Source organism: Ensifer sp. Root1252 (assembly GCF_001425885.1).
GTDB classification, from domain to species: domain Bacteria; phylum Pseudomonadota; class Alphaproteobacteria; order Rhizobiales; family Rhizobiaceae; genus Ensifer; species Ensifer canadensis.
In genome coordinates, this window is the sequence record NZ_LMDT01000001.1 from 381,237 (window position 1) to 404,369 (window position 23,133).

The following is a 23,133-nucleotide window of genomic DNA, read 5'->3' on the forward strand; positions in this document are numbered from 1 at the left end:
TTTGAGCGACGGCAACCCGCTTCGACACCCCACGGCACGATCCTTGACGCACATAGAAAAAGGGCGCTGACCACGGTCGGCGCCCTCTCAAGAACTGCAGCCTGAATTGGATCAGTTGCCGTTGAGGTTGTCGGCGATGGAGAAGCCGGAATTGGCAATGCCGACCGGCTGCGCCACGAAGTTCAGGAACTTCGAGAAGTCCACCGACGGATGACGCGAGGCATAGATCACGTCGCGATTCTTGATCGGGAAGGTCTGGCCGACGATCAGGCTGTCCGGCTTGCTCATGTCGAAGCGGTAGACGATCGGATAGCGCCCCTGGCTGTCCGTCTGCATGCCCTTGCGCAACATCTCGTTGAAGCGCTGCTGGCCGAGAAGGCTCATGACGACATCCGGCTCTTCGTAGCGGAAGATGAAGTAGCCCTTCATGTCGAGCGCATAGTCGGAACCGCCGCCGGCAAGTCCCATGGCTTCCAGCAGGTTGAGGTCGTTGGCGCCGAACTCGACGCGCTGGTTGGCCTTGACGGCGCCAAGGATAGTGAAGCGGCGCGGATCGCGCGCAACGAAGATCTGGTCTCCCGGCTTCACATGGATGTTTTCAGACGGGTTCTCGATGATCGACTTCAGGAGAACCGTGCCGGTCTTCTTGCCGCGCACCAGCGTGACATAGGTCTCGTAGGGCTGCGCCACGGGGCCGCCCGCCTTGGCGATGACCTCGTTGATCGTCTCGTCGACGAGGCTGAGCGGGACGACTGCGGACTTGCCGACAGCGCCCGAAACGGTGACGTTGCGCGAGGCGGTGCTCATGCTCGTGACGATGACATCAGGCTCGACCGCCTTCTGCTTCAGCGCTTCCAGGATTTCCTGGCGCGCCTGTTCCAGCGTCAGGCCGGCAAATCGGACCGAGCCGACATAGGGGATGGCTGCCTTGCCGTCCGGCTGGACGACGAGGTCGATGCTTGTCTGTTTGGAGTCCTGCGTCGAGAACAGACCGTCGCTGCCGGCCTCGAAGATCGATACTTTCAGAGCGTCGCCAACACCGATGACGACCCGGCCCACACCGCCGCCGATACCGAACCGGCGGTTGAGCGTCGACGACACGTAGTCGGAAACAAGGCGTGCGGACTGACCGGTCACATCGACGATATCAAATACGGTGGCGTTCTTTCGACCGATTTCGGCGCCGGATTGGCCGGCATCCGCAACAATGGCCCCGGCCAGCGGCCCCTCGCCCGGAACAGCCTGACATCCCGCAAGCGCGGTAGAAAGCAGAAGGGCAGCTACACGTTTCAACTAAGACACTCCGAATTCGGCACAGCCATGATTCTGTTCATAGTTCTGCACCGCATGATCTCCCGGTCGGGAATCCGCCGGTCTCTGAAAAGCACAATAGCCGTCTCACAACAAGTCACTTGCAGACGAAGACGAGCAAAATAATTGGCCCTGCGCCTTTCCGGTCATACCTCCTACACCTTGACGGGTTTGCGGCCCGATTTGTCTTGGATGAAGGTTCTGGGCATGTATATGTTAGGCCATTGGACTTGAAAGCTAGGTACTTTAAGTTAAAAGCTGACTAATGAGGCGGAACGAATATACGTGGGGATAACCCTGGGGCGGAATGATTGGCAGTTGCGTTTTCCGCTTGGAAGCGCAATCGCAGATGCAACTTTAACGTCAGTTTAGAGCGTTCGATCATATATGGCTGTTGAAATTATTGGGCGTGCATGCCTCGCCCCTGGAGCAGAATCGCCTTCGGCGTTGTTCAAACTTCTTCGTCAGGGCAAGTGCACAGTCACCAGCATCCCGTCCGATCGCTGGGACGTTGCGCGTTTCTGGCACCCGGTCATGGGCACGCAGGGCAAGACCTATTCCTTCGCCGCGGGCGTGCTGGATCAGCTCTATGACTTCGACCCGGCCGTCTTCGGCATGTCGCAGCGCGAAGCCATGTATATGGATCCGCAGCAGCGCGTGCTCTTGCAGCTCGCCTGGCGCGCGCTCGAGGACGCCAATATCTCGACGACGTCGCTGCACGGCGAGAATGTCGGCGTCTACATCGGCGCATCGAGCCTCGACCACGCCAACCTGACGGTTGAGGACCCGGCGGCGGCCGGCCCGTATTTCATGACCGGCAACACCCTGTCGATCGTCTCCAACCGCATTTCGCACATCTTCGGGCTGAGCGGTCCGAGCATGACGGTCGATACGGCTTGTTCGTCCTCGCTCGTCGCGCTCGATCAGGCGATGCGCGCACTGAACGCCGGCGAAATCGACACGGCGATCGTCGGCGGCGTCAATATTCTCGCCCATCCGCTGCCGTTCGTCGGCTTTGCGCAGGCGCGCATGCTGTCGCCTGAAGGGCTCTGCCGCGCCTATGACAACGATGGCGCGGGCTATGTGCGCGCCGAAGGTGGCGTCGTGTTCGTGCTGCGCCGCTCGGACCGGGCGCGCCGCGAAAAAGACCGGAGCTACGCCCGGATCGTTGCGACTGGCGTCAATTCGGCCGGCCGCACGAACGGCATCTCCCTGCCCTCGCGCGAAGCCCAGGCAAATCTGCTGCGGGCGATCTACGAAGGCAACGGCATCGATGCCAATCAGGTGGCTTTCGTCGAGGGCCACGGCACCGGCACCAAGGTCGGCGACCCAGCGGAAGTCTGGTCCATCGGCACGGTCATCGGCGCCAATCGCCGGGCACCGGTTCCGATCGGCTCGATCAAGTCGAACATCGGCCACACGGAGCCTGCCTCCGGCCTTTTCGGCATGATGAAGGCGATCCTGGCGCTCGAAAACAACTACCTGCCGGCGTCGCTGCACTTCGACACGCCGAACGAACATATCGATTTCGATGGCCTGAACGTGCGCGTCACGGCAAGCCCGATCGAACTGCTGCGCGGCAAGCGTGCGCGGCTTGCCGGCATCAACTCCTTCGGCTTCGGCGGCGCCAATGCCCACGTGGTCATCAGCGATCCGGAGCCCGTTTCCGAAGACAAGATCAACAATCCGCCGTCGTCCGGTCACGTCTTCCTTGCAAGCGCCCATACCGCGTCGAGCCTCGAAGCACTGCTGAAGGACTACAAGACGCGTTTTGCCAACGCTTCCAAGGGCGAAATCCGCTCGATGGTCGCAGCGTCGGGCGCCAACCGCACCCATATGCGCTATCGGTTCGCGGCCCGCAGCGATCATCCCGAAGATATCGTCCGTGCGATCGCAAGCCATGTGGAAAAGCCGGGCTCCGATATCGGCGAAGTCGGCGAAGCCGTCACCAGAGATGCCAAGGTCGCCTTCGTCTTTTCGGGCAACGGTTCGCAATGGGCCGGCATGGGCGTCGAAGCGTTCCGTGAGAACCTGCATTTCCGCCAGTGTTTCACATCTGTCAGCGCGCTCTTCAAGTTCCATTCGGACATCTCGCTCATCGAGCTTCTGACCGATCCTGACCTCGACAAGAAGCTGTCCGACACGAAGATCGCCCAGCCGTTGCTTTTTGCCGTCCAGGCAGCTCTTTCCGATTCGCTTGTCGCCATGGGCGTCAAGCCAGTCGCCGTGTTCGGTCATTCGGTCGGCGAGATCGCCGCTGCTTATGCAGCCGGCGCGCTGTCGATGGTCGACGCCGTCTCGATCGTTGCAAAGCGGTCGCTGCACCAGGATCTGCTCGCGGGCCACGGCACGATGGCCGCCGTGATGCTGGGCGAAGACGCCGCGCGCGCCTTCGCCGAGGCGCACGGCCTCGATGAGCTTTGCGTCGCTGCCGTCAACGCCCACAATTCGGTGACGATCTCGGGCCCGGCCCATGAGATTTCCGCCTTCCGCGACGCGGCACGCAAGGCGAAGATCCCTGCTCAGATCCTCGACATCAACTATCCCTTCCACCACCCGATCATCGACCGGGCCAAGGACGCATTCCTGTCGGATATTCCCGATATCGCGCCCCGTCGTGCGGACGTTACCTACCTATCGACGGTTACGGGTGCTGCCCTTGATGGCACGCAACTCGACCCCGACTACTGGTGGAAGAATGTTCGTGAGCCGGTTCGCTTCCAGGCGGCGGCAGAGGCGGCGATCGAGCTCGGCTGCCGGCTCTTCATCGAGATTTCTCCGCGCCCGATCCTGTCCTCTTACGTCAAGGAGACGATCAAGCAGGCGGCGGCACCAGGCATGGTCGTGCCGACGCTGCTTCGAGATGTCGGAGAGACCGGTCAGGATCCGATCTCGGCCGCTATGGCGCGTGCTGTCGCCCACGGCGCAATCGTCGACACCGCGCGCGTATTCGGCAAGCGCAATGCGGCGATTTCGCTGCCGAGCCTGCCGTTCGAGCCGGTCGAATTGCGACCGGCGGCCACGACCGACGCCACGGATCTCTTTGGCCGCACCGCCAAACCCTATCGCCTGATCGGATGGCGCAGCGACCCGAACAGCGGCAGCTGGAAGAACCACATCGATGCGCCCCTCTTCCCGGATCTGGCCGAGCACGTTGTCGATGGCAAGGCTATCCTGCCGGGCAGCGGCTTCATCGAGATTGCCGTCGCAGCGGCACAGCAGTTTTACGGGACAGACGAAGTCGAGATCACCAATCTGGAAATCGTCCGGCCGCTGGAGCTCAGCGACAGCCGCATCATGGAACTGTCGACCATCCTGTCGCCGGAAACCGGCGATATCGAGATCCGCTCGCGCGAGCGCCTGTCCGAAGACGACTGGGCCGTTCATGCGGTCGCCCGGTCCCGCAAGCCGTTGCCGAGTGAAGAACGCGCGTTGCCTTCCTTTGCCGGCATGCAGAAGACGGCAACCGTCGCTCCGGCCAAGGCTTATGATACCGCACGGCAATTCGGCCTCGACTACGGTCCGCGTTTCCAGCTGCTGGCAAAGGCGGTTGCCTATAACGACCGGATCGTCGACGTCGAGCTGAAGAGCCCGGACAAACCGGGACATCCGCTCGTCACCTATGCCCTCAATCCGATCTCGGTCGACGCCACGTTCCACGGCCTCGTCGCGCTTTTTGACCGCTTCACCGGCGACAAGAGCGGCGCACCCTATATTCCGGTGCGCTTCGGTTCCGTGCGCGTCGTCAATGCCGGCAAGCCGATCGCGCGCGCCACGATCGAGATCGAACGTGTCAGCGCCAATTCGATCAAGGCCAAGTTCCATTTCTTCGACAAGTCGGGCGACCCGATCGCTCATTTCGAGGATTGCCGTTTCCGACGCACCTATCTGCGCAAGCACAAGGCGCTGGACGCTCTCTCTTTCCACTACGAAACAGTCCTTTCCGAAACGTTCCTGCCGACAGTTGAGGCCGACGTCCGCACGCCGGTAACCCTCGGCGTCAAGACGGCGGCCGATGCCGGCGTCGACAACACGACGTTGCTGTTCAACGCGGCGATCTACCGCGCCTGCCAGGAGATTGCGCTGAAGCTCGGCAAGGGCCGATCGATCGTGCGCAGCGATAGCCTGCCCGGTGATTTCGCCTTCCAGTGTTTCCTGGCGAGCTGCCTTTACGTGCTTGAGGATGCCGGCCTCTGCGAGCACAAGGATGGAGTCTGGGTCGTCGCCCAGGAATTCAGCCTGCCGAGCGTTCCAGAAATCCTGCGCGAACTCTATGGCGAACGTCCTGATCGTGCCGTCGAGGCGGTGCTGATCAACAACGCCTATGCGGAAGCGCTCGCACGCCTCGACGTCCTGCTGGCGGCCCCAGCCGGTGGCGATGCCGAAATCGTTGCCAATGCCGGCTTCATCAGCGATGCGACGCTCGATCATCAGGCCGTGCATTCTGAAGTAAGCCGCCAGCGTATGGCGCTCGTGCTTGATGCGGTCGAAAGCGCGCTACGGGCGCAGCCGACGGGAACACGTCTGCGCGTTCTCGAGCTTGGCAGCGTGTCTGCCGGGTTCACGCGCCGCATCGCGACGCTTGCAGCCAAACACGGCGCGAGCCTCGGTGTGGTCGAGCCGCGTGACAATGCCCAACGCGGCCTTGAACTCGCCTTCGAAAACGATGCCCATGTGCGCATTCTCAAGAAGGGTGAGCTTGCGACACAGGCGCCGTTCGATCTCGCCATCAGTGCCTCCGACCGGCTCTACGGCCTGATCGAAGACGACATCGATGTACGCACGGCACTCCGCTCGACGCTGCGCCGGACGGGTGGTCTCGTCGCTGGCGTCGGCGCGCCATCCCTTTTCAACGATTTTGCGCTTGGACTGTCGGATGGCTGGTTTGCCCGCAGCCAGGCGGCCGAGTTCCCGATCGGCAACCTCGCCGCCGTTCCTCACTGGCAGAAATGTCTGGCCGACCTCGATCTTCGCGAGATTGACGTCACCGACCGTGAATGCGCGTCCGGCAATGTCATCGTTCTTGAAGCACGCGGCGTGGAAGCGCCGGCGGCTGTCGAGACCGGTGCGAATGCTGCTGCCTCAGCGGCGGGCTCCTACCTTCTGTTGCAGATCGGCGCGCCCAAGACAAAGCAGTCGTCCACCGGCGCCATCCCCGTCGACCTGACGGGTGATGCGGCGACGGATGCGGCCTTGCTTCGCGATGCACTTGAGGCCTTCCGCGATCGCCCCGTTCGCGCCGTCTTCCTTTCGTCGCCTGCGCCGAAGAGCCGGACGGACGATTCTGCCTCGCTGCAAAACCAGGTTCTGGCGTTTAGCGCCGTAGCCGAAGTATTGCGGCGGCATGTCGGCGATACCGATCCAAGTGGCGACGCACGTCCGAGGCTCGTTCTTGTCGCGCCTGGCGGGGCGCCGGTCGCCAGCCGTGTCTCAGGCACGACGGCCGCAAGCTCCGGCACCAATGCCGGCCTTTGGGCTTTCGCCCGGGTGCTGCAGAACGAATATGAGTTCCTGGACGTTCATGCTCTGGATCTGGCCGCAGACGCCTCGACGTCTGACGAGCAGATTGCCGCATCGCTTCCATTGCTCACCGTTTCCGGCAGCAATCGCGAATGGCTGCTGGAAGGACCGAACGGATCGCTTTCGGAAATCCGTGCGGTTCCCGGTCCGACCGACAACGCCCATGGCTCGACGGCCTCCTTCGAGGCCGCCACCATCCGCCAGCGTGTCGCCTCTCAGGTCGGCAGCATCGTTTGGGAAGAAAGCAACGTGCCGTCCGCGGGCCCCGGCGACGTCGTCGTCAAGGTTGCGGCCACCGGCCTCAACTTCCGCGACGTGATGTGGGCGATGGGTCTTCTGCCTGAAGAAGCCCTCGAGGACGGCTTTGCCGGTGCGACGATCGGCATGGAACTGTCCGGTCACGTGGTTGCCGTCGGTCAAGGCGTGGACGACCTTTCGGTCGGCGATGCGGTCATGGCGATCGCGTCTGCGGCCTTCTCCACCCATGCCGTCGTTTCGCGCGCCGGCGTCGCCAGGCTGCCGCAATCGGTCAGCCCGGTTGCCGCGGCCACCGTGCCTGTTGCGTTCCTCACGGCCTACTACGCCATGGTCGAGCTCGGCCGCATCCAGGCCGGTGAAACGATCCTCATCCATGGTGCGGCCGGCGGGGTCGGCCTCGCAGCGCTGCAGGTTGCCAAGCTCAAGGGCGCGAAAGTCATCGCCACGGCCGGCACCCGCGAGAAGCGCCGCTTCCTTTCGATGCTCGGTGCCGATCATGTGTTCGATTCGCGCTCGCTCGGTTTCGTCAACGACGTGCGCGCCGTGACTGATGGAGAGGGCGTCGACCTCGTGCTGAACTCACTCTTCGCCGAGGCGATGGAGCAGAGCCTGGCACTGGTCAAACCGTTCGGCCGCTTCCTCGAACTCGGCAAGCGTGACTACTACGCAGACAGCAAGATCGGCCTCAGGCCGTTCCGCCGCAATGTCAGCTACTTCGGCATCGACGCGGACCAGTTGCTGGTCAACGCGCCGGCCCTGACCAAGCGCATCTTCACCGAGATCGGCGCCCTGTTCGAGGACGGCAAGCTTACGCCGCTGCCGTACCGTGCTTTCGATTTCGACGAGATCGGCAATGCGTTCCGCCTGATGCAGAACGCGGGTCACATCGGCAAGATCGTCGTGCTGCCGCCGGTGGCCGGCAAACACCAGGTCGCGACCCGGCCGCACGGTGGCGTCAAGGTCGACCCCGAAGGCATGCACCTGGTCGTCGGTGGCATCGGTGGCTTCGGCCTGGCCGCCGCCAACTGGCTTGCGGAAAAGGGCGCCAAGACGATCGCGCTCTGCTCGCGGCGCGGCCTTGCCGACGCGGAAACGACGGCGATGATCGAGCTTTGGGCCAAGGCCGGCATTTCGGCCACGGTTCACGCCTGCGATATCACCGATGCAACCGCTGCGGATCTCCTGCTCACCGAATTGCGAGCCATCGCACCGCTACGCTCCATCGTTCATGCAGCGATGGTGCTGGATGACGCGCTGATCAGCAATCTCAATCGCGAGCGCAACCGGCCGGTTATCGACACGAAGGCAAAGGGTGCCGCTGTTCTCGATCAGCTGACCCGCAACGATGCGCTCGACAACTTCATCCTGTTCTCGTCGGCAACGACGCTGGTGGGCAATCCCGGCCAGGCAAACTACGTTGCGGCCAACGGCTACCTCGAAGGTCTTGCCCGCGCCCGGCGCGCGGAAGGTCTTGCCGGTTTGGCGGTCGGTTTCGGCGCGATCGCCGACAAGGGCTATCTCGTGCAGAACACCGACGTCAACGATCTGCTGGCCAAGCGCATCGGCAAGACGGCACTGAAGGCGCAGACGGCGCTGGACATGGTCGAGAGCCATCTCGCCAGCGATCCCGGCACAGTCGACGCCGCCGTCGTGATGATATCGGAGATCGATTGGTCGGCCGCCCGCAACTTGCCGGTCGCGCGCAACGCGCTCTTCGAAGTCATCCTGCGTAGCGCCGATCAGCATTCGTCCGGCGGCGAAGGCACCAAGATGGACCTCGTCGCGATGATCGAGGGCAAGTCGGCGCAGGAAGCCGAGGATATTCTCTTCGAACTGGTCGCAGGCGAAATTGCCGCCATCCTTCGGGTCTCGAAGGATACGGTCACGCGCAGCAAGGTCCTGAAGGAAATCGGCCTCGACAGCCTGATGGCCGTGGAACTCGGCATGAGCTTCCAGCAGAATACCGGTTTCGACATGCCGCTCAGTGGTGTCGCAGACAACACGACGGTTGGCGACGTCGCCCGCAAGCTCTATGACAAGGTCAGCAAGCGCGACCAGGGCGAAGAGAGCGACGGTGCGGACGACAAGTTGGTCACAGAACTGGCGCAACGGCATGTCGGCACGGCAAAGGAAAAAGCACAGAGCCAATGAGCACGAACGGAAATGGTCCCGGCTCATCCAAGATGACCAGCAGCCTCAAGGAGAACCTGCTGGACCGGATGAGAAACACGCATCAATCCTCCGAGCGCAACCGCATGGCGCGTTCGGAGCGGGAGATGCCGCCGCCGGCCCGCCGGCAACAGGCCCGTTTCGAGGACCTGCCGGAGTACAAGCAGGTTCTGACCCAGAAGTTTGCCAGCGAACAGCTGGGGATCGCCAATCCGTTCTACCGCGCGCATCAGACCGCAGCCGGCGCCACCACCGTCATCGACGGGCGCAAGCTGATCAACTTCGCCTCCTATGATTATCTCGGCCTCAACCGGCACGCGGAAGTGCTGGCAAGGGCAAAGGAAACCGTCGACGCCTTCGGGATCTCGGCTTCTGCCAGCCGGCTTGTCGCTGGCGAGCGCCCTGTTCATGTGGAGCTCGAAGAAAAGATCGCGCGCTTCTACGGCGTCGATGCCGCGGTCTGCTTCGTCAGTGGCTATCTCACCAATGTCGCGGCCATCAGCTGCCTGATGGGCCCGAAGGATCTGGTTGTCCACGACGAGTTCATTCACAATAGCGCGCTTGCGGGCATCAAGCTCTCCGGCGCCACGCGCCGGCTGTTCAAGCACAATGACGCGAGCGACCTGGAACACGTGCTGCGCACGGTCTCGGGCGACTATCGTCGTATCCTTGTCATCGTCGAGGGCATCTACTCGATGGACGGCGACATCGCCGACCTGCCGGCCCTCCTGAAGCTCAAGGCCGAATACGGCTTCTGGCTGATGGTCGACGAGGCCCATTCCTTGGGGGTCGTCGGCAAGCATGGTCGTGGTCTTGCCGAGCACTTCGGCGTCGATCCGCATGAGATCGACATCTGGATGGGAACGCTTTCGAAGACGACGTCCAGCTGCGGCGGCTACATTGCCGGCAGCGAGGCGCTTGTTGCCGTGCTCAAGGCCTCTGCCGGCGGCTTCGTCTACAGCGTCGGCCTGGCGCCGGTTCTGGCCGCCTCGGCGGCCGCCAGCCTCGACGTGCTTGCGCGCGAGCCGTCGCGCACTGCCGCCCTCCGGCGCAATGGCGCGCTCTTCCTCAAGCTTGCCAAGGAAGCGGGTCTGGACACCGGCCTCAGCAGCGGCTTTTCGGTTGTGCCGGTGCTGGTCGGGGATTCCCTGCGCGCGGTTCAGCTGTCCAACGATCTGCTTGCGGCCGGCGTCAATGCGCTGCCGATCATCCACCCCGCCGTTCCCGAAGGACTGGCGCGGTTGCGCTTCTTCATCACCAGCGACCATACCGAAGAGCAGATCCGCAAGACGGTGGCCCTGACGGCGGAACGCCTGAAGGACCTGACCGAACGCAACTTCGGCCTCGGCGGCATCGATATCGATCAGATGATGAAGGCGCTCTCGGCGCGCTGAGGATGACGTGCAGGCGCCCTTCACGGGCCGGATGCCGCAGGCGGAAACCAGCATGACCCATGTGATCATCACCGGCGGCTCGAGCGGCATAGGGCTGGCGATCGCATCGATCTATGCGGGTCGTGGCGCGCGCCTTTCGCTGATCGCCCGTTCGGCCGAGATCCTGAAGCGTGCCCAGGATGAACTCTCCTCCAAGTCGGCAACAGCCGGCGACATCCGGATCGAGACGGCGGATGTCGCGCGGGAAGAGGAAATCATCGCCGCCATCCATCGCTGCGAAGCGGCATTCGGCCCCTGCGACATCCTGGTGACCTCTGCCGGCGTCGTCGAGCCGGGCCGGTTCGACGAACTCGGCAGCGCCGCCTTCCGGCGTCAGATGGAAACGAATTTTTCCGGTACCGTCCATGCGGTTCGCGCCGTCTACGCCGGCATGAAGCAGCGTGGGCACGGAAAGATCATGATGATCTCCTCCGGTGCCGGCCTTCTCGGCATCTATGGCTATTCGGCCTATTGCGCCTCGAAGTTCGCACTGCACGGCTTTGCCCAGGCACTCCGCTCCGAGGCGCGCGCGCATGGGATAGACGTCTCGATCTGCTTCCCGCCGGACACCCAGACGCCGCAGTTCCAGCGCGAGCTTGCCTTCCGTCCCCCTGAAGCCGCCGCCGTCATGGGTACGGTCAGCCCCTGGCCGGCGGAAGCAGTTGCCCGCAAGATCGTCTACGGCATCGAGCGCGGACGGTTCGAAGTCTATTTTGGAATGACGCTTTTTCTTCTCGGTCGGTTCGGCCCCACCGTCAGACCACTCCTCAACTGGTGGTTCGACCGCGCAATCGCCCGCAGTAGCGGTGGAGTATCAAAGGGCGGCAGGTGACGGCGCTTGTGCGCGCCGGCGATAGGATCTAAGTGTCAGGCGGATGCCGTGCTGCATGAGGCGGCGCCGGTGTGCAAGAAAGCATGAAGGTTTCCGCTTGGCGTTGCTCCCCTTTCAATTGCACGACTATCCGATAACGCTGACGATCTGTTGTTTCATCTTGTCCTGTGCGGTGATCTTCTTCACCGACCGCTTCGCTCTGCCGAAACGGGAACGCCGGAAAAACCCGTCTCCCTTTGGCCGCAAGCAGGACATCATCGATGTTATTGCCCGCCTGCCGGTCATCGCGCTGGTGTTCGCCGGCTTTTTCGCTGGCTCCTGGCGGCCACTTTATGCCGCCGCCGGCACGATGAGCTTCTTCATCATCTTCACCGGGATTTCTAGGGCCAAGTTCAAGTTCATCCGCGAGCCGCTGATCTTTTCCGACATCGCCCTCGTCGTCGACGTCTTCAAATACAAGACGATCTTCTATGCCAGTTCGCTGAACATCGTGTTCTGGACCGTTGCATTTCTCTATGTCTTCGGCGTTTCCGGGCTCTACCTCTATTTCGAACCGTCTGTTCTGCCCAACAGCGGCAAGGCCTTCTGGATCCTGGTGATGGTGGCAGTCGCCGCAGGCCCATGGCTCCTGCTGTTCTACGGCCCGGTGAACCGACCCACGGCGGCCCTCGTTCAGAGGCTCGTCAAAGTGCTCGACGTCAAAATGAATACGGTGCGCTTCGGCACCTTCGGGTCGGTGATCTTCCGCTTCATCATCTGGCTCGGCGTCAAGCGGGAGAAGATCGTCGCCGAACTCTCACAAATCGTTCGGGCGGCCGTCCAGGACCTGATCGGTGACGACGGTTCGCCGCTCATCGTCGTCTGGCAGTCGGAGTCCTTCATCGACATGCGCCATTTCGGTGTCGACACGCTGAAGATGCCGACACTCGACCGGTTGCGGCGTCAGGCCGCCCAGTGGGGACGCCTCAGCAGCGTCTTCGAAGGCGGCTATACGCTGCGCACCGAGTTTGCCGTCATCAGCGGGCTCGTGCCCGACGATATCCACGTGGATGCAAGCTACCCTTATCTGCGCGCGTCCCACTATTCCGACGTCGTCTGGCCGGGAAAGATGAAACGCGCTGGCTGGCACACCCATTTCATGCATCCTTACGACCGCACGTTCTTCCTGCGCCACAAGGCGATGCCGCAGCTCGGCTTTGCCGAGCTGACGATGCTCGATGGATTCGACCACGTGCCGGCGCGCGACGGGCCTTACGTCTCCGACGAGAAGCTCGCCGCCAGGGTCATCGATGCCTGCGAGAACCTGCCGGAAGACAAGAGCGGTTTCGTTTTCGTCGCCTCGATGGCAAACCACGGACCTTGGGAACCGGGTCGCGTTGGCGATCTTGCCAACCCGGTGGACATCTATCTGGCGATCCTTGAGCAATCCGACGCAGCACTGAAGCAGCTGACCGATCGGCTCGACAGGCTCGACCGGCCTGTCTGGTTCGTCTTTTATGGCGATCATGCGCCGCTGCTGAAATCGTTCGCAGACCCCTTCCCCGACCCACGCACGGATTATCTCATCGTGCCTTTTTCCAAGGCGAAATCGACGCATCATCGACCGGTCGAACCACGGGATGTCGCTGCCTGGGATCTGATCGAGGCGCTGCTCAACCACGCCAACCTCAAGAAGGACACGCTGCGTTAGCGGCGGCGAGACGATGGAAAACGCAGCGTTGAACACCCGTGTGTCAGCCGATCGGCCAAGCCGACGGGTCTTCCTGTTCCTGCAAGGCCCGTCATCGCCGATCTTCCGCAAGATCGCCGATCGGCTTGAGAGCTACGGCCACACCTGCCTGCGGATAAACCTCAATGTCGGCGACGAGATCATCTGGCGTCGCAAAGGCGCATCCAACTACCGCGGGAGAGCGGAGGATTGGCCGGACTATCTGGCACGCTTCATCGGCCTGCACCAGGTCACCGACATGATCCTGCTTGGCGAAGAGCGCCCCTATCATCAGGCTGCCACTGCGGTCGCCCGGCGGACCGGGGTCGCGATCGCCATCGTCGAGATGGGCTATCTCCGACCCGACTGGCTAACACTCGAGCGCGACGGCATGTCGTCGAACTCCCACTTTCCCGCCGACGCCGCCCATATCGTCGAAGCCGCGAAGACCCTGCCGGAGCCGGATTGGCGCAAGCACTACAGCCAGACCTTTCTCGCCGATGCCAGCTACGACCTTCTCTACAACCTGCCCAACGTCTTCCTGTGGTTCCTCTTTCCGCATTATCGCCGTCACGCGATCTTTCATCCACTTGCCGAATATGCCGGCTGGATCCGCCGCCTTTTCACCGGCAAAAGACGCAGTGCCGAGGCCGAGGAAACGGTCCGCATCCTGCTTTCGGAACGCGTGCCCTTTTTCGTCTATCCGCTGCAGCTCGAAACCGATTTCCAGCTGCGCGCCCACTCGCCGTTCCACAGCCAGAAGGACGCGATCGACGAGGTCATGCACTCGTTTGCAGCCGATGCGGTTAGGGAAACCAGACTGGTCTTCAAGGTTCATCCGCTCGACAACGATCTGATCGCCTGGCGCAAATTCATCGACGACAAGGCAGCGGAACTCGGGCTGACCGGTCGCGTGTTCTATCTCGATGGCGGCAATCTCGATGTGCTGGCAGAGGCCAGCGCCGGCATGGTCACGGTCAACTCGACCGCCGGTCTGCACGCGCTAAAGCAGGGACGCCCGGTCAGGGTGCTGGGCACGGCTGTGTTCGACATTGCCGGTTTGACGGACCAGCAGCCGCTGGAGGATTTCTGGCAAAGGCCGACAGCACCCGACGCCGAGGTGAGCAGCGCCATGTTCCGGCTGCTTGCGGCTTCGATCCAGGTGCGGGGCAATCTCTATTCAAGAACAGGAACCGACGCAGGCGCCCGGGCAATCGCCGAGCGCCTGCACGAGAACACGGTCAACCAGCCCGGCGCGTTCATCGATCCGCCACCGCGCCGGAAGCCGCAGAAAAGACAACGGCCAGCCTCGCGATCGGCATAGGCTGGCCGTAAAAATTCCAAGACGGCTTAACTCAGGCAACGCCGGCGCGAAGCAGATCGTGAATGTGCAGGATGCCGACGGGAAGCCCGTCGTCGTCGACGAGAAACAGCACGGTCACCTTGTGATCCTGCATGAACTCCATTGCACCGCTTGCCAGAACATCTCCCCTGATGACACGGGGGTTACGCGACATGACCGCCTCGACGGTCTGCGCAAGCAGATCGCCCGACATGTGGCGACGGAGGTCGCCGTCGGTGATGACGCCGGTCAGCTTGCCATCCTCGTCGACGATGCCGACGACACCAAAGCCCTTGGAAGACATCTCGATGACGGCTTCGCTCATCGGGCGACCGACGCTCAAGAGCGGCACCTGTTCCCCGGCATGCGCCAGTTCGCGCACGAGACGCAGTTGAGCGCCGAGCTTGCCGCCGGGATGGAAGGTCTTGAAATCTTCGGCGGAGAAACCGCGGCGCTCGAGCAGGGCGATGGCAAGCGCGTCGCCGACCGCAAGCTGCAGCATCGCCGACGTCGTCGGCGCCAGCCCATGCGGACAGGCTTCCTGAACCTTCGGCAGCACGATCGGCACTTCGGAGTTGCGAGCGAGAACGCTGTCGCGGTTGGACGAAATCGAAACGACCGGCACCTTGAAGCGCTTGGCATAGGTGAGCATGTTGGCGAGTTCCGCCGTTTCGCCCGACCAGGACAACAGGATCAGCACGTCCTGCGACGTGACCATGCCGAGATCGCCGTGGCTCGCCTCGGTCGGATGGACAAAATAGGCGGACGTGCCTGTTGATGCCATGGTCGCCGCCATCTTGCGGCCGATATGGCCACTCTTGCCGACGCCGGAAACGACAACGCGCCCCTGGCTTTCGCCAATGAGTTCGATCGCTTCGACCATGCTTTGCGCAAACGCCGTATCGGCACCGAGATGATCGGCCAGCGCCTTGATGCCTGCCATCGCCGTCGTCAGCGTCCTGCCGACCGACTCCAATGCGGCAGAACCGCGTCGCTCATCCGCTGATGCGTGTCTCAAACCCATGATGTTTCCATTCCCGCGAAGACGTTTGCGCCGGTTAGAAGCGGCGTTTCTCAGACCCATTGCAGGCAGATAGGCGCTTTTTCTTGGCAAACCAAGCCAAAGCCATCGAGTTTCGGCAGGAAATCCCACAAAGACGACGGTTTCGTCAGCCGACGCGCTGTTCTTCCGGCGCTTCGAGCGGCATCGACTTGTCGGCCGCAAACTCTTCGAGCGTCATGGAGTCCAGGATCGCGGCAACCGCGTCGCGCACGGTCGTCATCGACACACGGACCTGACAGGTCTCGGGATCATTGCAGTCCTCGCAGACCTCGTAAGCCGTGCGGCTGGCGCAGCGGATCGGCGCAAGCGGACCGTCAAGCGTCCGGATGACATGGCCGATGCGGATTTCCGCCGCCGGGCGCGACAGCGAATAGCCGCCGCCTGGCCCCTTCTTCGAACGCAGCATGCCGGCGTTGCGCAGTTCGAGCAGGATCGTATCCAGGAATTTTTTCGGGATATTGTTGCGCTGGGCGATTTCGGTAATGAAAGCCGTCTCTCCCGGCTCCAGTCGAGCGAGGTCGACAAGAGCCTTCAATCCGTACTTTCCCTTCTTCGTCAGCATTCCGGCAAGCTTTCCCTACGGTTCCCTTGAGAACGGGAATCATCCGCGCAAACGCAATCTTGTTTTGGCATAGCACAAGAATCGTGCGGCAAACACACAATTGTGGCACAGAATCAATGCAAAGCTTGGTCTGGGATTATACTCGGAATAAGGGGGCGGCCGCCCCAGACATTATGCTGCGGCCGCATCGCCATGGCGTTCGGCAGGCACTGCCTGACGCGCGAGCAGATGGCGAATTGCCGCGCGTGCTTCGTCAGCCGACCGGAACCGCTGAGCGTCCAGATCCCAGACATGGTACTTGACTGCCAGGAACTTGAACCGGCCGTCGTCCGGGACGACGACCCCGACGGCTTCGCCGCCATATTCGATAACCTGCTTGCTCATGCAAATAACGCTCCTTCCACACCCGGAGGCGCGGACATTTCAATTTCGGCAAAGGATGAATTTCGAGAGTTCGAGGATCACATTCGGCAGAGGCGAATGAGACGTTTCTTCACTGTTGCACGACAATGGGAACGCGTGCCGAAGAAGGCGGCGGTCGAGACGGTTTCGGACATGTCACACTCCTTTGGCTTGGTCCGGCATCGCAATGCCGGAGCGGTTCATGAACAACTGTGAGGCGGACTCGCCCGCGTCACAGAGCTGCAAACTAGAATAATCTACCAATTCCGTCAATTAAAAACATGATGACGCGAAAAATATTTCTCAACCCATCAAATTTTAGGGGTCCCGGATGCAATATCCGTTCTCCCGATCCGAAACCGGAGACCCTCGCTATCTAGGAAGCGACGAATCAACCTGCAAGGTACGGGGGCGATAAAGACAGCACTTTCTGACAAAAAAGGGGCGGCCCATAGGACCGCCCCTTCACATTTTATAACCTCAGCCCTGATATCAGGCGGCCGGTGCGCCCGGCTGCGTGGTTCCGGTGCCGGTGCGGGTCGCTTCGCGATCCTTCCACCAACGATTGAGGAAGAGCAGGATCGGGCCGCCGATGTAGATCGACGACGTCGTCGCGACGATAACACCGAAGATCATCGGCCAGGCGAAGCTCTTGACGGCATCGCCGCCCCAGATTGCCATCGGCACCAGTGACAGCGCCGTGGCCATCGAGGTGAAGATGCATCGCGCGATCACCTGGTTGATGCTCATGTCGATGAGGTCGGAGAACGGCATCGACTTGTACTTGCGCAGGTTCTCGCGCATGCGGTCGTAGACCACGACCTTGTCGTTGACGGAGTAACCGATCATCGTCAGCAGTGCGGCGATGGCCGTCAGGTTGAAGTCGATGCCGGTGAGCGCGAAGAAGCCGATCGTCTTGGTGATGTCGAGCAGCAGGACCGCGATCGCGCCGACGGCGAAGTGCCATTCGAAGCGGAACCAGATGTAGAACAGGATCGCCACCATCGCGAGACCGACGGCAAGGAAGCCCGAACGCGCGAGTTCCGTGCTGATCGTCGGGCCGACGACTTCCGTCCGCTCGAAGGTCACGTCGGGAATGGTCTGAACGGCTGCATCCTTGATCTTGTTCAGGGCAACCGTCTGCTCCTGCTCACCGCCGGGCTGGCGCTGAACGCGGATCAGGACCGACTTGTCCTGGCCGAATTCCTGAAGGGCGACTTCACCGATGTTGAGCGACTCCAGACCATGGCGCAGCGCCGGCAGATCGAGCTTCTGCTTGGATGTCGCTTCCACCTGGATACCGCCGACGAAGTCGATGCCGTAGTTGAGGCCGGGCGTGAAGAACAACACGACCGAGCTGATCGACAGGAAGGCGGACATGCCGATGGCAACGAAACGGCCCTTCATGAAGGAGAAGGACGGCAGATGCGGAACACGTCCGAAGAGCGAGGGGATCTCGAGCTTCTTCATCTTCCGGCGGATGACGACTTCACGCATCATCAGGCGCACGACGGTCACCGACGTGAACATCGAGATGACGATGCCGAGCATCATGGTCACCGCAAAGCCCTTGACCGGTCCGGAGCCGAACGCAAACAGCAGCACGGTGCCCGAAAGCGTGGTGACGTTGGAGTCGATGATCGTCGCATAGGCTTTGTTGAAGCCGATATCGAGCGCCTTCATGGCGCCGGCGCCGCCCTCGGTTTCTTCTCGAATACGGGCATTGATGAGAATGTTGGCGTCCACCGCCATGCCGATGCCGAGGATGATACCGGCGATGCCGGGAAGCGTAAGGGTCGAGCCGAGCATTGCGAGCACGCCGATCGTCAGAATGGTGTGCAGTACCAAGCCGACGTTAGCGATCATGCCCCATGCGCCGTAGAGCACGACCATGAGGGCAACCACGAGGCCGAAACCGGCAAGGCCGGTGAAGATGCCCATGCGGATGGAATCGCTGCCGAGGTTCGGGCCAACGGAACGCTCTTCGATCACGGTCAACGGTGCGGGCAGTGCGCCCGAGCGCAGCAGTGCCGAAAGAACGGTTGCTTCCTGTGCGGTGAAATTACCGCTGATCTGACCGTTACCGCCGATGATCGGTTCGCGGATGACGGGCGCGGTCAGGACTTTGCCGTCAAGCACGATGGCGAAGGGCCGGCCGACATTGTCACGGGTGATTTCGGCGAACTGCCGGGCGCCGAGCGAATCGAAGGTGAACGAGACAATCGGCTCATTGGTGCGCTGGTCGAAGCCGGCCTTGGAATCGGCCAGACGCTCGCCTGAAATGGCGATGCGGCTTTCGACCGGATATCTGTTGCCGTCGTTGGCACCGGGCAGGATGTCGACGCCACGGGGCGCCGGCTGCGTCACGTCGACGGTCTGATCCAGCATGTGGAAGCTCATCTGGGCGGTCGAGCCCAGGAGTTGGCGGAGCCCGGTCGGATCCTGCAGGCCCGGAAGCTGGACGAGAATACGGTTGGAACCGACGCGCTGGATCAACGGCTCGGCGACGCCGACCGTGTCGACGCGCCGGCGAATGATCTCGAGGCTCTGTTCGACCGCCTTGGTCATCCGGTCGTTGAGGCCGGCTTCGGTCATTGCCAGGCTAATGTTGCCACCGTTCTCGGTGACTTCGATATCCGAGGCCGAACCACCGAAACCGAGCGTGCCGACAGGGGCTGCGAGCTCCTTGAGCTTCGGCAGCGCCTTTTCGAGGTCGGCCGGATCGTCGATCTTGACGGTGACGGCATCGCCGCTGATGCGCGCCGACGAGGCGGGAATGCGCTCGCCGCGAAGCGCCCTGCGCGTATCGTCGAGCAGGGTTTCAAGCCGCGCCTTGCGCAGGCCGGCGGCGTCGACCTCGAGGACGAGGTGAGAGCCGCCCTTCAGGTCGAGGCCGAGGGTAACGGGCTTCACCGGCAGCCAGGCGCCGAATTGCTCGCGTTGTGCCGGCGAGAGAACGTTTGGCAGCGCTGCTATGCATCCGAAGATGATAACGACGACATAGGCGAAAATCGCCCATTTGGATGTACGCATGTTGTGGTTCCAAGAGAGCCTGTACGGGCGAAAGCCGCGTGATCAGGACTTTGTTTCATCAAGGGCATGAACACGATCGCAGCGATCATCGTGCCCGAATATCAGCAATCACCAGAGGCGCGCGGAGGCGCACGGATTTGCGGGCCGCGGTTCGACAAACCATCGGCGAAGGGGGTACGGCCGAAAGCGAGGTCTTCGCCGGACGGCTCGAAAGCAAGAAACTGGACCGACGCAAGCAGCATCGGCACCGCGCCGTCGCCGGTCGCGGATTTGCCATCCTTGCGTTCGGCGGTAAAGCGCAGATCCGAAACCGGGGTGGCGCGCGAAATCTGGCGCGCGGCGGGGTGATCCGAAGGAACGGTGTCAGGCGCGGAGAAATTGCCCGCCTGCTGTTCGGCTGAAAGACGCGAGGAGAAGCCCTGCCCGACGACGATCAGCTGCATGGCGAGCGAGGCACAGAAGAGCCACAGCACGGCGATTAGCCGGCCGGCAAACTTGCCTCTGTTGCCACCACACACTGGGTCCATTCGGGACGCCGCCCCTTCCTCGGCGCTTGGCGCCTGAAAGTTCAATTCAGCCGGAATGCAACAAATCTAGCCGAAGAACATGGCCGGAATCGAGCACGAGGCGCTCTTAACACCATTGCGGGCGCGAAATGTCAAATTTCGCGCCGCTCAAACGGTGACATGATTTGCAGGTTACGCGGTTGCGCCGCTGGTTTTCACCTGATGAATCTCGATCAGCGACGGCCCGCTGCGCGCGCCGGCATCCGCAAGTGCCCGCGAAAGGTCAGTGACCGACGTCAGCCTTTCCGCCTCGATGCCATAGGCCTTGGCGGCGAGGATAAAGTCCGGCGCAGACGGCCTCACACCCTCCGGCGTCACACCGGAATCGATCATGTAGGACTCGATCTCCTGATAGCCGTCGTTGTTCCAGACGAGGAAGATCACCCGCGCTTGGACATCGACGGCAGAACCAATCTCGGCAAGCGAAAACTGGAAACCACCATCGCCGACAAGGCAGACGACCGGCCGCGACGGGTCGGCCACGGCAGCACCGACGGCTGCCGGCGGCGCGTAGCCCAATGCCCCGTACCCCGTCGCCGAGTTGAACCAGCTGCGCTGGCGCGGCGCGTCGCAATAAAGGTTGCCGGCGTAGACGGCCTGAGTGGAGTCACCGACGATGGTGCAGTCCGGCAGCGCCTTGTAGACCGCATCGATCACGGCAATCTCGGCCCGCATCTTCGCCGTCAGCTCCTTCAGCGCCGCCTTACGCGCTACCTCGGCGCGGGCCGCTCCATCCTTCGGCGCATGTCCCGGCAGGAAAGCCAGAATGCTCGCCGTCGCCGTCTTGGCGCCGGAGAGGATCGAAAGTGCGGCATGCGGACCGCGGGCCAGCTGTGCTGCATCGATGTCGGTACGGATCAGGTTGCGCAGCACCGGGAACCCGCCATCGGCATACATGTCGTAGTCGGTCTGGCCCATCTCAGTGCCAAGCGCCAGCACGAGATCAGCCTCCTTGAGCAGCGATCGCACCGCCTTGAGGCTGGGGCTTGCCGGAACGCGCAGCGGGCTGCCGGCCAGCATGCCGCGCGCATTCACCGTCGTGACGACGGGCGCGCCGATCTGCTCGGCAAGTGCCCTGACCTCCGCCTCGGCAGTCAGAGCGCCGCCGCCGCAGATGATCACCGGGCGGGTCGCGTCGGCGCAGAGGATCGCGGCGCGTTGTAGCGTCTCGCTGTCGGAGCGCGGACGGGTCGCGGCGGCCGAGCGGATCGTCTTCGGCTCGATCCGTGCCGTCATGACGTCGGTCGGGATCTCGATATGCACCGGCCCTGGCCGGCCGGAGAGCAGCACAGAGAAAGCCCGGTCGACGACAAAAGGCAGGTCGTCGGGATTGAGCAAGGTGTGCGAATAGAGCGCCAGCGTCTTGATCATGCCGTGCTGGTCGGGAAGCTCATGCAGCAGCCCGCGACCGTGCCCAAGCGAATCGCGACGATTGACGCCTGAAATTACCAGCATCGGGATCGAATCCTGCCGGGCCTGCGCCATGGCGGTGATGGTGTTGGTCAAGCCCGGTCCGGTGATGACAAGGGCGACGCCCGGCTTGCCGCTGACGCGGGCATAGCCATCGGCCATGAAGCCGGCGCCCTGCTCGTGACGGGGGGTGACGTGGCGGATCTTCGATGCCGCCAGGCCGCGATAGAGCTCGACCGTATGAACGCCCGGAATACCGAACACCACCTCGACGCCATTGGCCTCGAGCAGATCGACCAGGGCTTCGCCTACTGTTTTCGTGGTCATGCGCGGCGCTCCTGACGCAGTGTGGCGCGCTCGGCAAGCACGGTGATGCGACGGCAAGCCTCGTCGATGTCCTTGTCGGGCACGGTCAGGCTGACGCGCAGAAAGTTCTGCGCCTCGTCACCGAAGGAGGATCCCGGCATCACCGCGACCCCCTCTTCCTCCAAAAGCGCCCAGGCGAAGGCTTCGCCGGTCATGCCGGTGGCCGACACGTCGATCAGCGTGAACATGCCAGCCTCCGGTGGCAAGACCAGGATGCCTGGCGCATTGGCGAGGCCCTCGACGATGCGGCGCGAGCGAGACTTGTAGGTCTCGCGCATCCGCCGCGCCGTATCGATGTCATGCGTCAGCGCGTAAGCCGTCATATCGGCAATGAACGGCTGCACGCCGAACAGCATGGTTTCCGACACCGGCAGAAGCCTATTGGTAAACTCCTCCGGCCCGACGGCCCAGCCGCTGCGGAAGCCTGGCGCTGCATGCGACTTGGAGATCGACGACACGACGATAGTGCGCTCGGCCAGATCCGGATTGTCGAACGGAGAGGCAAACACGGCGTCGAACACCAATTCCTCGTAGACCTCGTCGCAGACGATCCAGAGATCGTGGCGGCGCGCGACCTCGCCGATCTCGGCGATTTCAGCCGCGGTCAGTACGGCCCCGGTCGGATTGTGCGGCGTGTTGAGCAGCAGCACCCGGCATTCCGGCGTGATCGCCTTCTCGATATCGGCGGCCTGCATGTGAAAACCAAACTCCGGCTTCAGCGGCACCAGCACGTGATGGGCGCCCGTCGACTGGATGACGCCCTCATAGGTGGCGTAGAGCGGATCGCCGACGAGAACGGCATCGCCGGCCTCGACCAGGCCCAGCATGACGCCGAAGAGCGCCGTCTGCGTGCCCGGGAAGCACATGACGTTTTCGGTGGTGACATCGGCGCGGCGACGGCGGTACTTCTCGACGAGCGCCGCCACGACCGCATGCTCGCCGCGGCCGTTGGAATAACGATAGCGACCGGCATTCATGGCACGCTGGCATTCATCGAGCAGAGCGCGGTCCGGCGGCACGTCCGGCTCGCCGATCGTCAGCTCGATGATATCGGCACCACTCGCCTTCAGTTGCCGCGCACGGATGTGCAGCGACCATTTTCCCGAACCGAGGTCGGCGAGGCGTTCGGTGATCGATGCATAGCGCATGGTGTTTTCT

The 23,133-nt window shown here is 62.6% G+C and carries 13 protein-coding genes; 5 read left to right on the forward strand and 8 right to left on the reverse strand.

The annotated features are described in order from the left end of the window. Nucleotides 1-111: 111 nt before the first annotated feature. Nucleotides 112-1,293: a polysaccharide biosynthesis/export family protein gene (locus ASD02_RS01960; protein WP_025425868.1), complete on the reverse strand. Its 1,182-nt coding sequence runs from the start codon at nucleotides 1,291-1,293 to the stop codon at nucleotides 112-114. 405 nt (nucleotides 1,294-1,698) lie between these two features. Here ASD02_RS01960 and ASD02_RS01965 point away from each other — a divergent pair, with 405 nt between their 5' ends. Genes ASD02_RS01965 through ASD02_RS01985 form a run of 5 tightly spaced genes read left to right on the forward strand, consistent with a single transcriptional unit; the run spans nucleotide 1,699 to nucleotide 14,555 of the window. Continuing rightward, nucleotides 1,699-9,240: a type I polyketide synthase gene (locus ASD02_RS01965; RefSeq protein ID WP_057204238.1), complete on the forward strand. Its 7,542-nt coding sequence runs from the start codon at nucleotides 1,699-1,701 to the stop codon at nucleotides 9,238-9,240. Further along, nucleotides 9,237-10,652 (forward strand): aminotransferase class I/II-fold pyridoxal phosphate-dependent enzyme, encoded by a 1,416-nt coding sequence (locus ASD02_RS01970; RefSeq protein ID WP_057204242.1) that lies wholly within the window; start codon nucleotides 9,237-9,239, stop codon nucleotides 10,650-10,652. Before ASD02_RS01965 ends, ASD02_RS01970 begins: the two co-directional genes overlap by 4 nt. Before the next feature lie 52 nt (nucleotides 10,653-10,704). Further along, complete coding sequence (locus ASD02_RS01975) at nucleotides 10,705-11,523, forward strand: SDR family oxidoreductase (RefSeq protein ID WP_025425865.1); 819 nt, start codon at nucleotides 10,705-10,707, stop codon at nucleotides 11,521-11,523. A gap of 55 nt (nucleotides 11,524-11,578) precedes the next feature. Then, on the forward strand, nucleotides 11,579-13,213 hold the full coding sequence (locus tag ASD02_RS01980) for an LTA synthase family protein (RefSeq protein ID WP_038575873.1): 1,635 nt from the start codon (nucleotides 11,579-11,581) through the stop codon (nucleotides 13,211-13,213). 40 nt (nucleotides 13,214-13,253) lie between these two features. Beyond that, a complete protein-coding gene (locus ASD02_RS01985) occupies nucleotides 13,254-14,555 on the forward strand; it encodes a capsule biosynthesis protein (protein WP_244494168.1) in 1,302 nt (433 codons plus the stop codon). Nucleotides 14,556-14,586: 31 nt separating this feature from the next. Here the strand turns inward: ASD02_RS01985 and ASD02_RS01990 are convergent, their stop codons facing one another. The 7 genes from ASD02_RS01990 to ASD02_RS02020 all read right to left on the reverse strand — a co-directional run bounded on the left by ASD02_RS01990 (nucleotide 14,587) and on the right by ASD02_RS02020 (nucleotide 23,123). Beyond that, nucleotides 14,587-15,597, reverse strand: a complete 1,011-nt coding sequence (locus tag ASD02_RS01990) for a KpsF/GutQ family sugar-phosphate isomerase (RefSeq protein ID WP_038575867.1) — start codon at nucleotides 15,595-15,597, stop codon at nucleotides 14,587-14,589. Nucleotides 15,598-15,742: 145 nt separating this feature from the next. After that, on the reverse strand, nucleotides 15,743-16,198 hold the full coding sequence (locus ASD02_RS01995) for an Rrf2 family transcriptional regulator (protein WP_025425861.1): 456 nt from the start codon (nucleotides 16,196-16,198) through the stop codon (nucleotides 15,743-15,745). 171 nt (nucleotides 16,199-16,369) lie between these two features. Next, on the reverse strand, nucleotides 16,370-16,582 hold the full coding sequence (locus ASD02_RS02000) for a hypothetical protein (protein ID WP_025425860.1): 213 nt from the start codon (nucleotides 16,580-16,582) through the stop codon (nucleotides 16,370-16,372). 510 nt (nucleotides 16,583-17,092) lie between these two features. Next, nucleotides 17,093-19,633, reverse strand: coding sequence for a protein translocase subunit SecD (gene secD, locus ASD02_RS02005; RefSeq protein WP_057204246.1), 2,541 nt, complete (start codon nucleotides 19,631-19,633; stop codon nucleotides 17,093-17,095). A 101-nt stretch (nucleotides 19,634-19,734) separates the two neighbouring features. Next, nucleotides 19,735-20,076, reverse strand: a complete 342-nt coding sequence (locus tag ASD02_RS02010; RefSeq protein WP_128090456.1) for a hypothetical protein — start codon at nucleotides 20,074-20,076, stop codon at nucleotides 19,735-19,737. Nucleotides 20,077-20,331: 255 nt separating this feature from the next. Beyond that, entirely contained in the window at nucleotides 20,332-21,936 is a 1,605-nt protein-coding gene (locus tag ASD02_RS02015) for a 5-guanidino-2-oxopentanoate decarboxylase (protein WP_025425857.1), read from the reverse strand. Further along, nucleotides 21,933-23,123 (reverse strand): pyridoxal phosphate-dependent aminotransferase, encoded by a 1,191-nt coding sequence (locus ASD02_RS02020; protein ID WP_025425856.1) that lies wholly within the window; start codon nucleotides 23,121-23,123, stop codon nucleotides 21,933-21,935. Before ASD02_RS02020 ends, ASD02_RS02015 begins: the two co-directional genes overlap by 4 nt. Between the last annotated feature and the right edge of the window lie 10 nt (nucleotides 23,124-23,133).

Excerpts from the sequence above, each read along its gene's own strand:
- ASD02_RS01980 (WP_038575873.1), top strand. The coding sequence starts at position 11,579 with ATGAGGCGGCGCCGGTGTGCAAGAAAGCATGAAGGTTTCCGCTTGGCG.
- ASD02_RS01965 (WP_057204238.1), top strand. The coding sequence starts at position 1,699 with ATGGCTGTTGAAATTATTGGGCGTGCATGCCTCGCCCCTGGAGCAGAA.
- ASD02_RS01995 (WP_025425861.1), bottom strand. The coding sequence starts at position 16,198 with ATGCTGACGAAGAAGGGAAAGTACGGATTGAAGGCTCTTGTCGACCTC.
- ASD02_RS02010 (WP_128090456.1), bottom strand. The coding sequence starts at position 20,076 with ATGCAGCTGATCGTCGTCGGGCAGGGCTTCTCCTCGCGTCTTTCAGCC.
- ASD02_RS02000 (WP_025425860.1), bottom strand. The coding sequence starts at position 16,582 with ATGAGCAAGCAGGTTATCGAATATGGCGGCGAAGCCGTCGGGGTCGTC.
- ASD02_RS01970 (WP_057204242.1), top strand. The coding sequence starts at position 9,237 with ATGAGCACGAACGGAAATGGTCCCGGCTCATCCAAGATGACCAGCAGC.
- ASD02_RS01975 (WP_025425865.1), top strand. The coding sequence starts at position 10,705 with ATGACCCATGTGATCATCACCGGCGGCTCGAGCGGCATAGGGCTGGCG.
- secD (WP_057204246.1), bottom strand. The coding sequence starts at position 19,633 with ATGCGTACATCCAAATGGGCGATTTTCGCCTATGTCGTCGTTATCATC.
- ASD02_RS02015 (WP_025425857.1), bottom strand. The coding sequence starts at position 21,936 with ATGACCACGAAAACAGTAGGCGAAGCCCTGGTCGATCTGCTCGAGGCC.
- ASD02_RS02020 (WP_025425856.1), bottom strand. The coding sequence starts at position 23,123 with ATGCGCTATGCATCGATCACCGAACGCCTCGCCGACCTCGGTTCGGGA.
- ASD02_RS01990 (WP_038575867.1), bottom strand. The coding sequence starts at position 15,597 with ATGGGTTTGAGACACGCATCAGCGGATGAGCGACGCGGTTCTGCCGCA.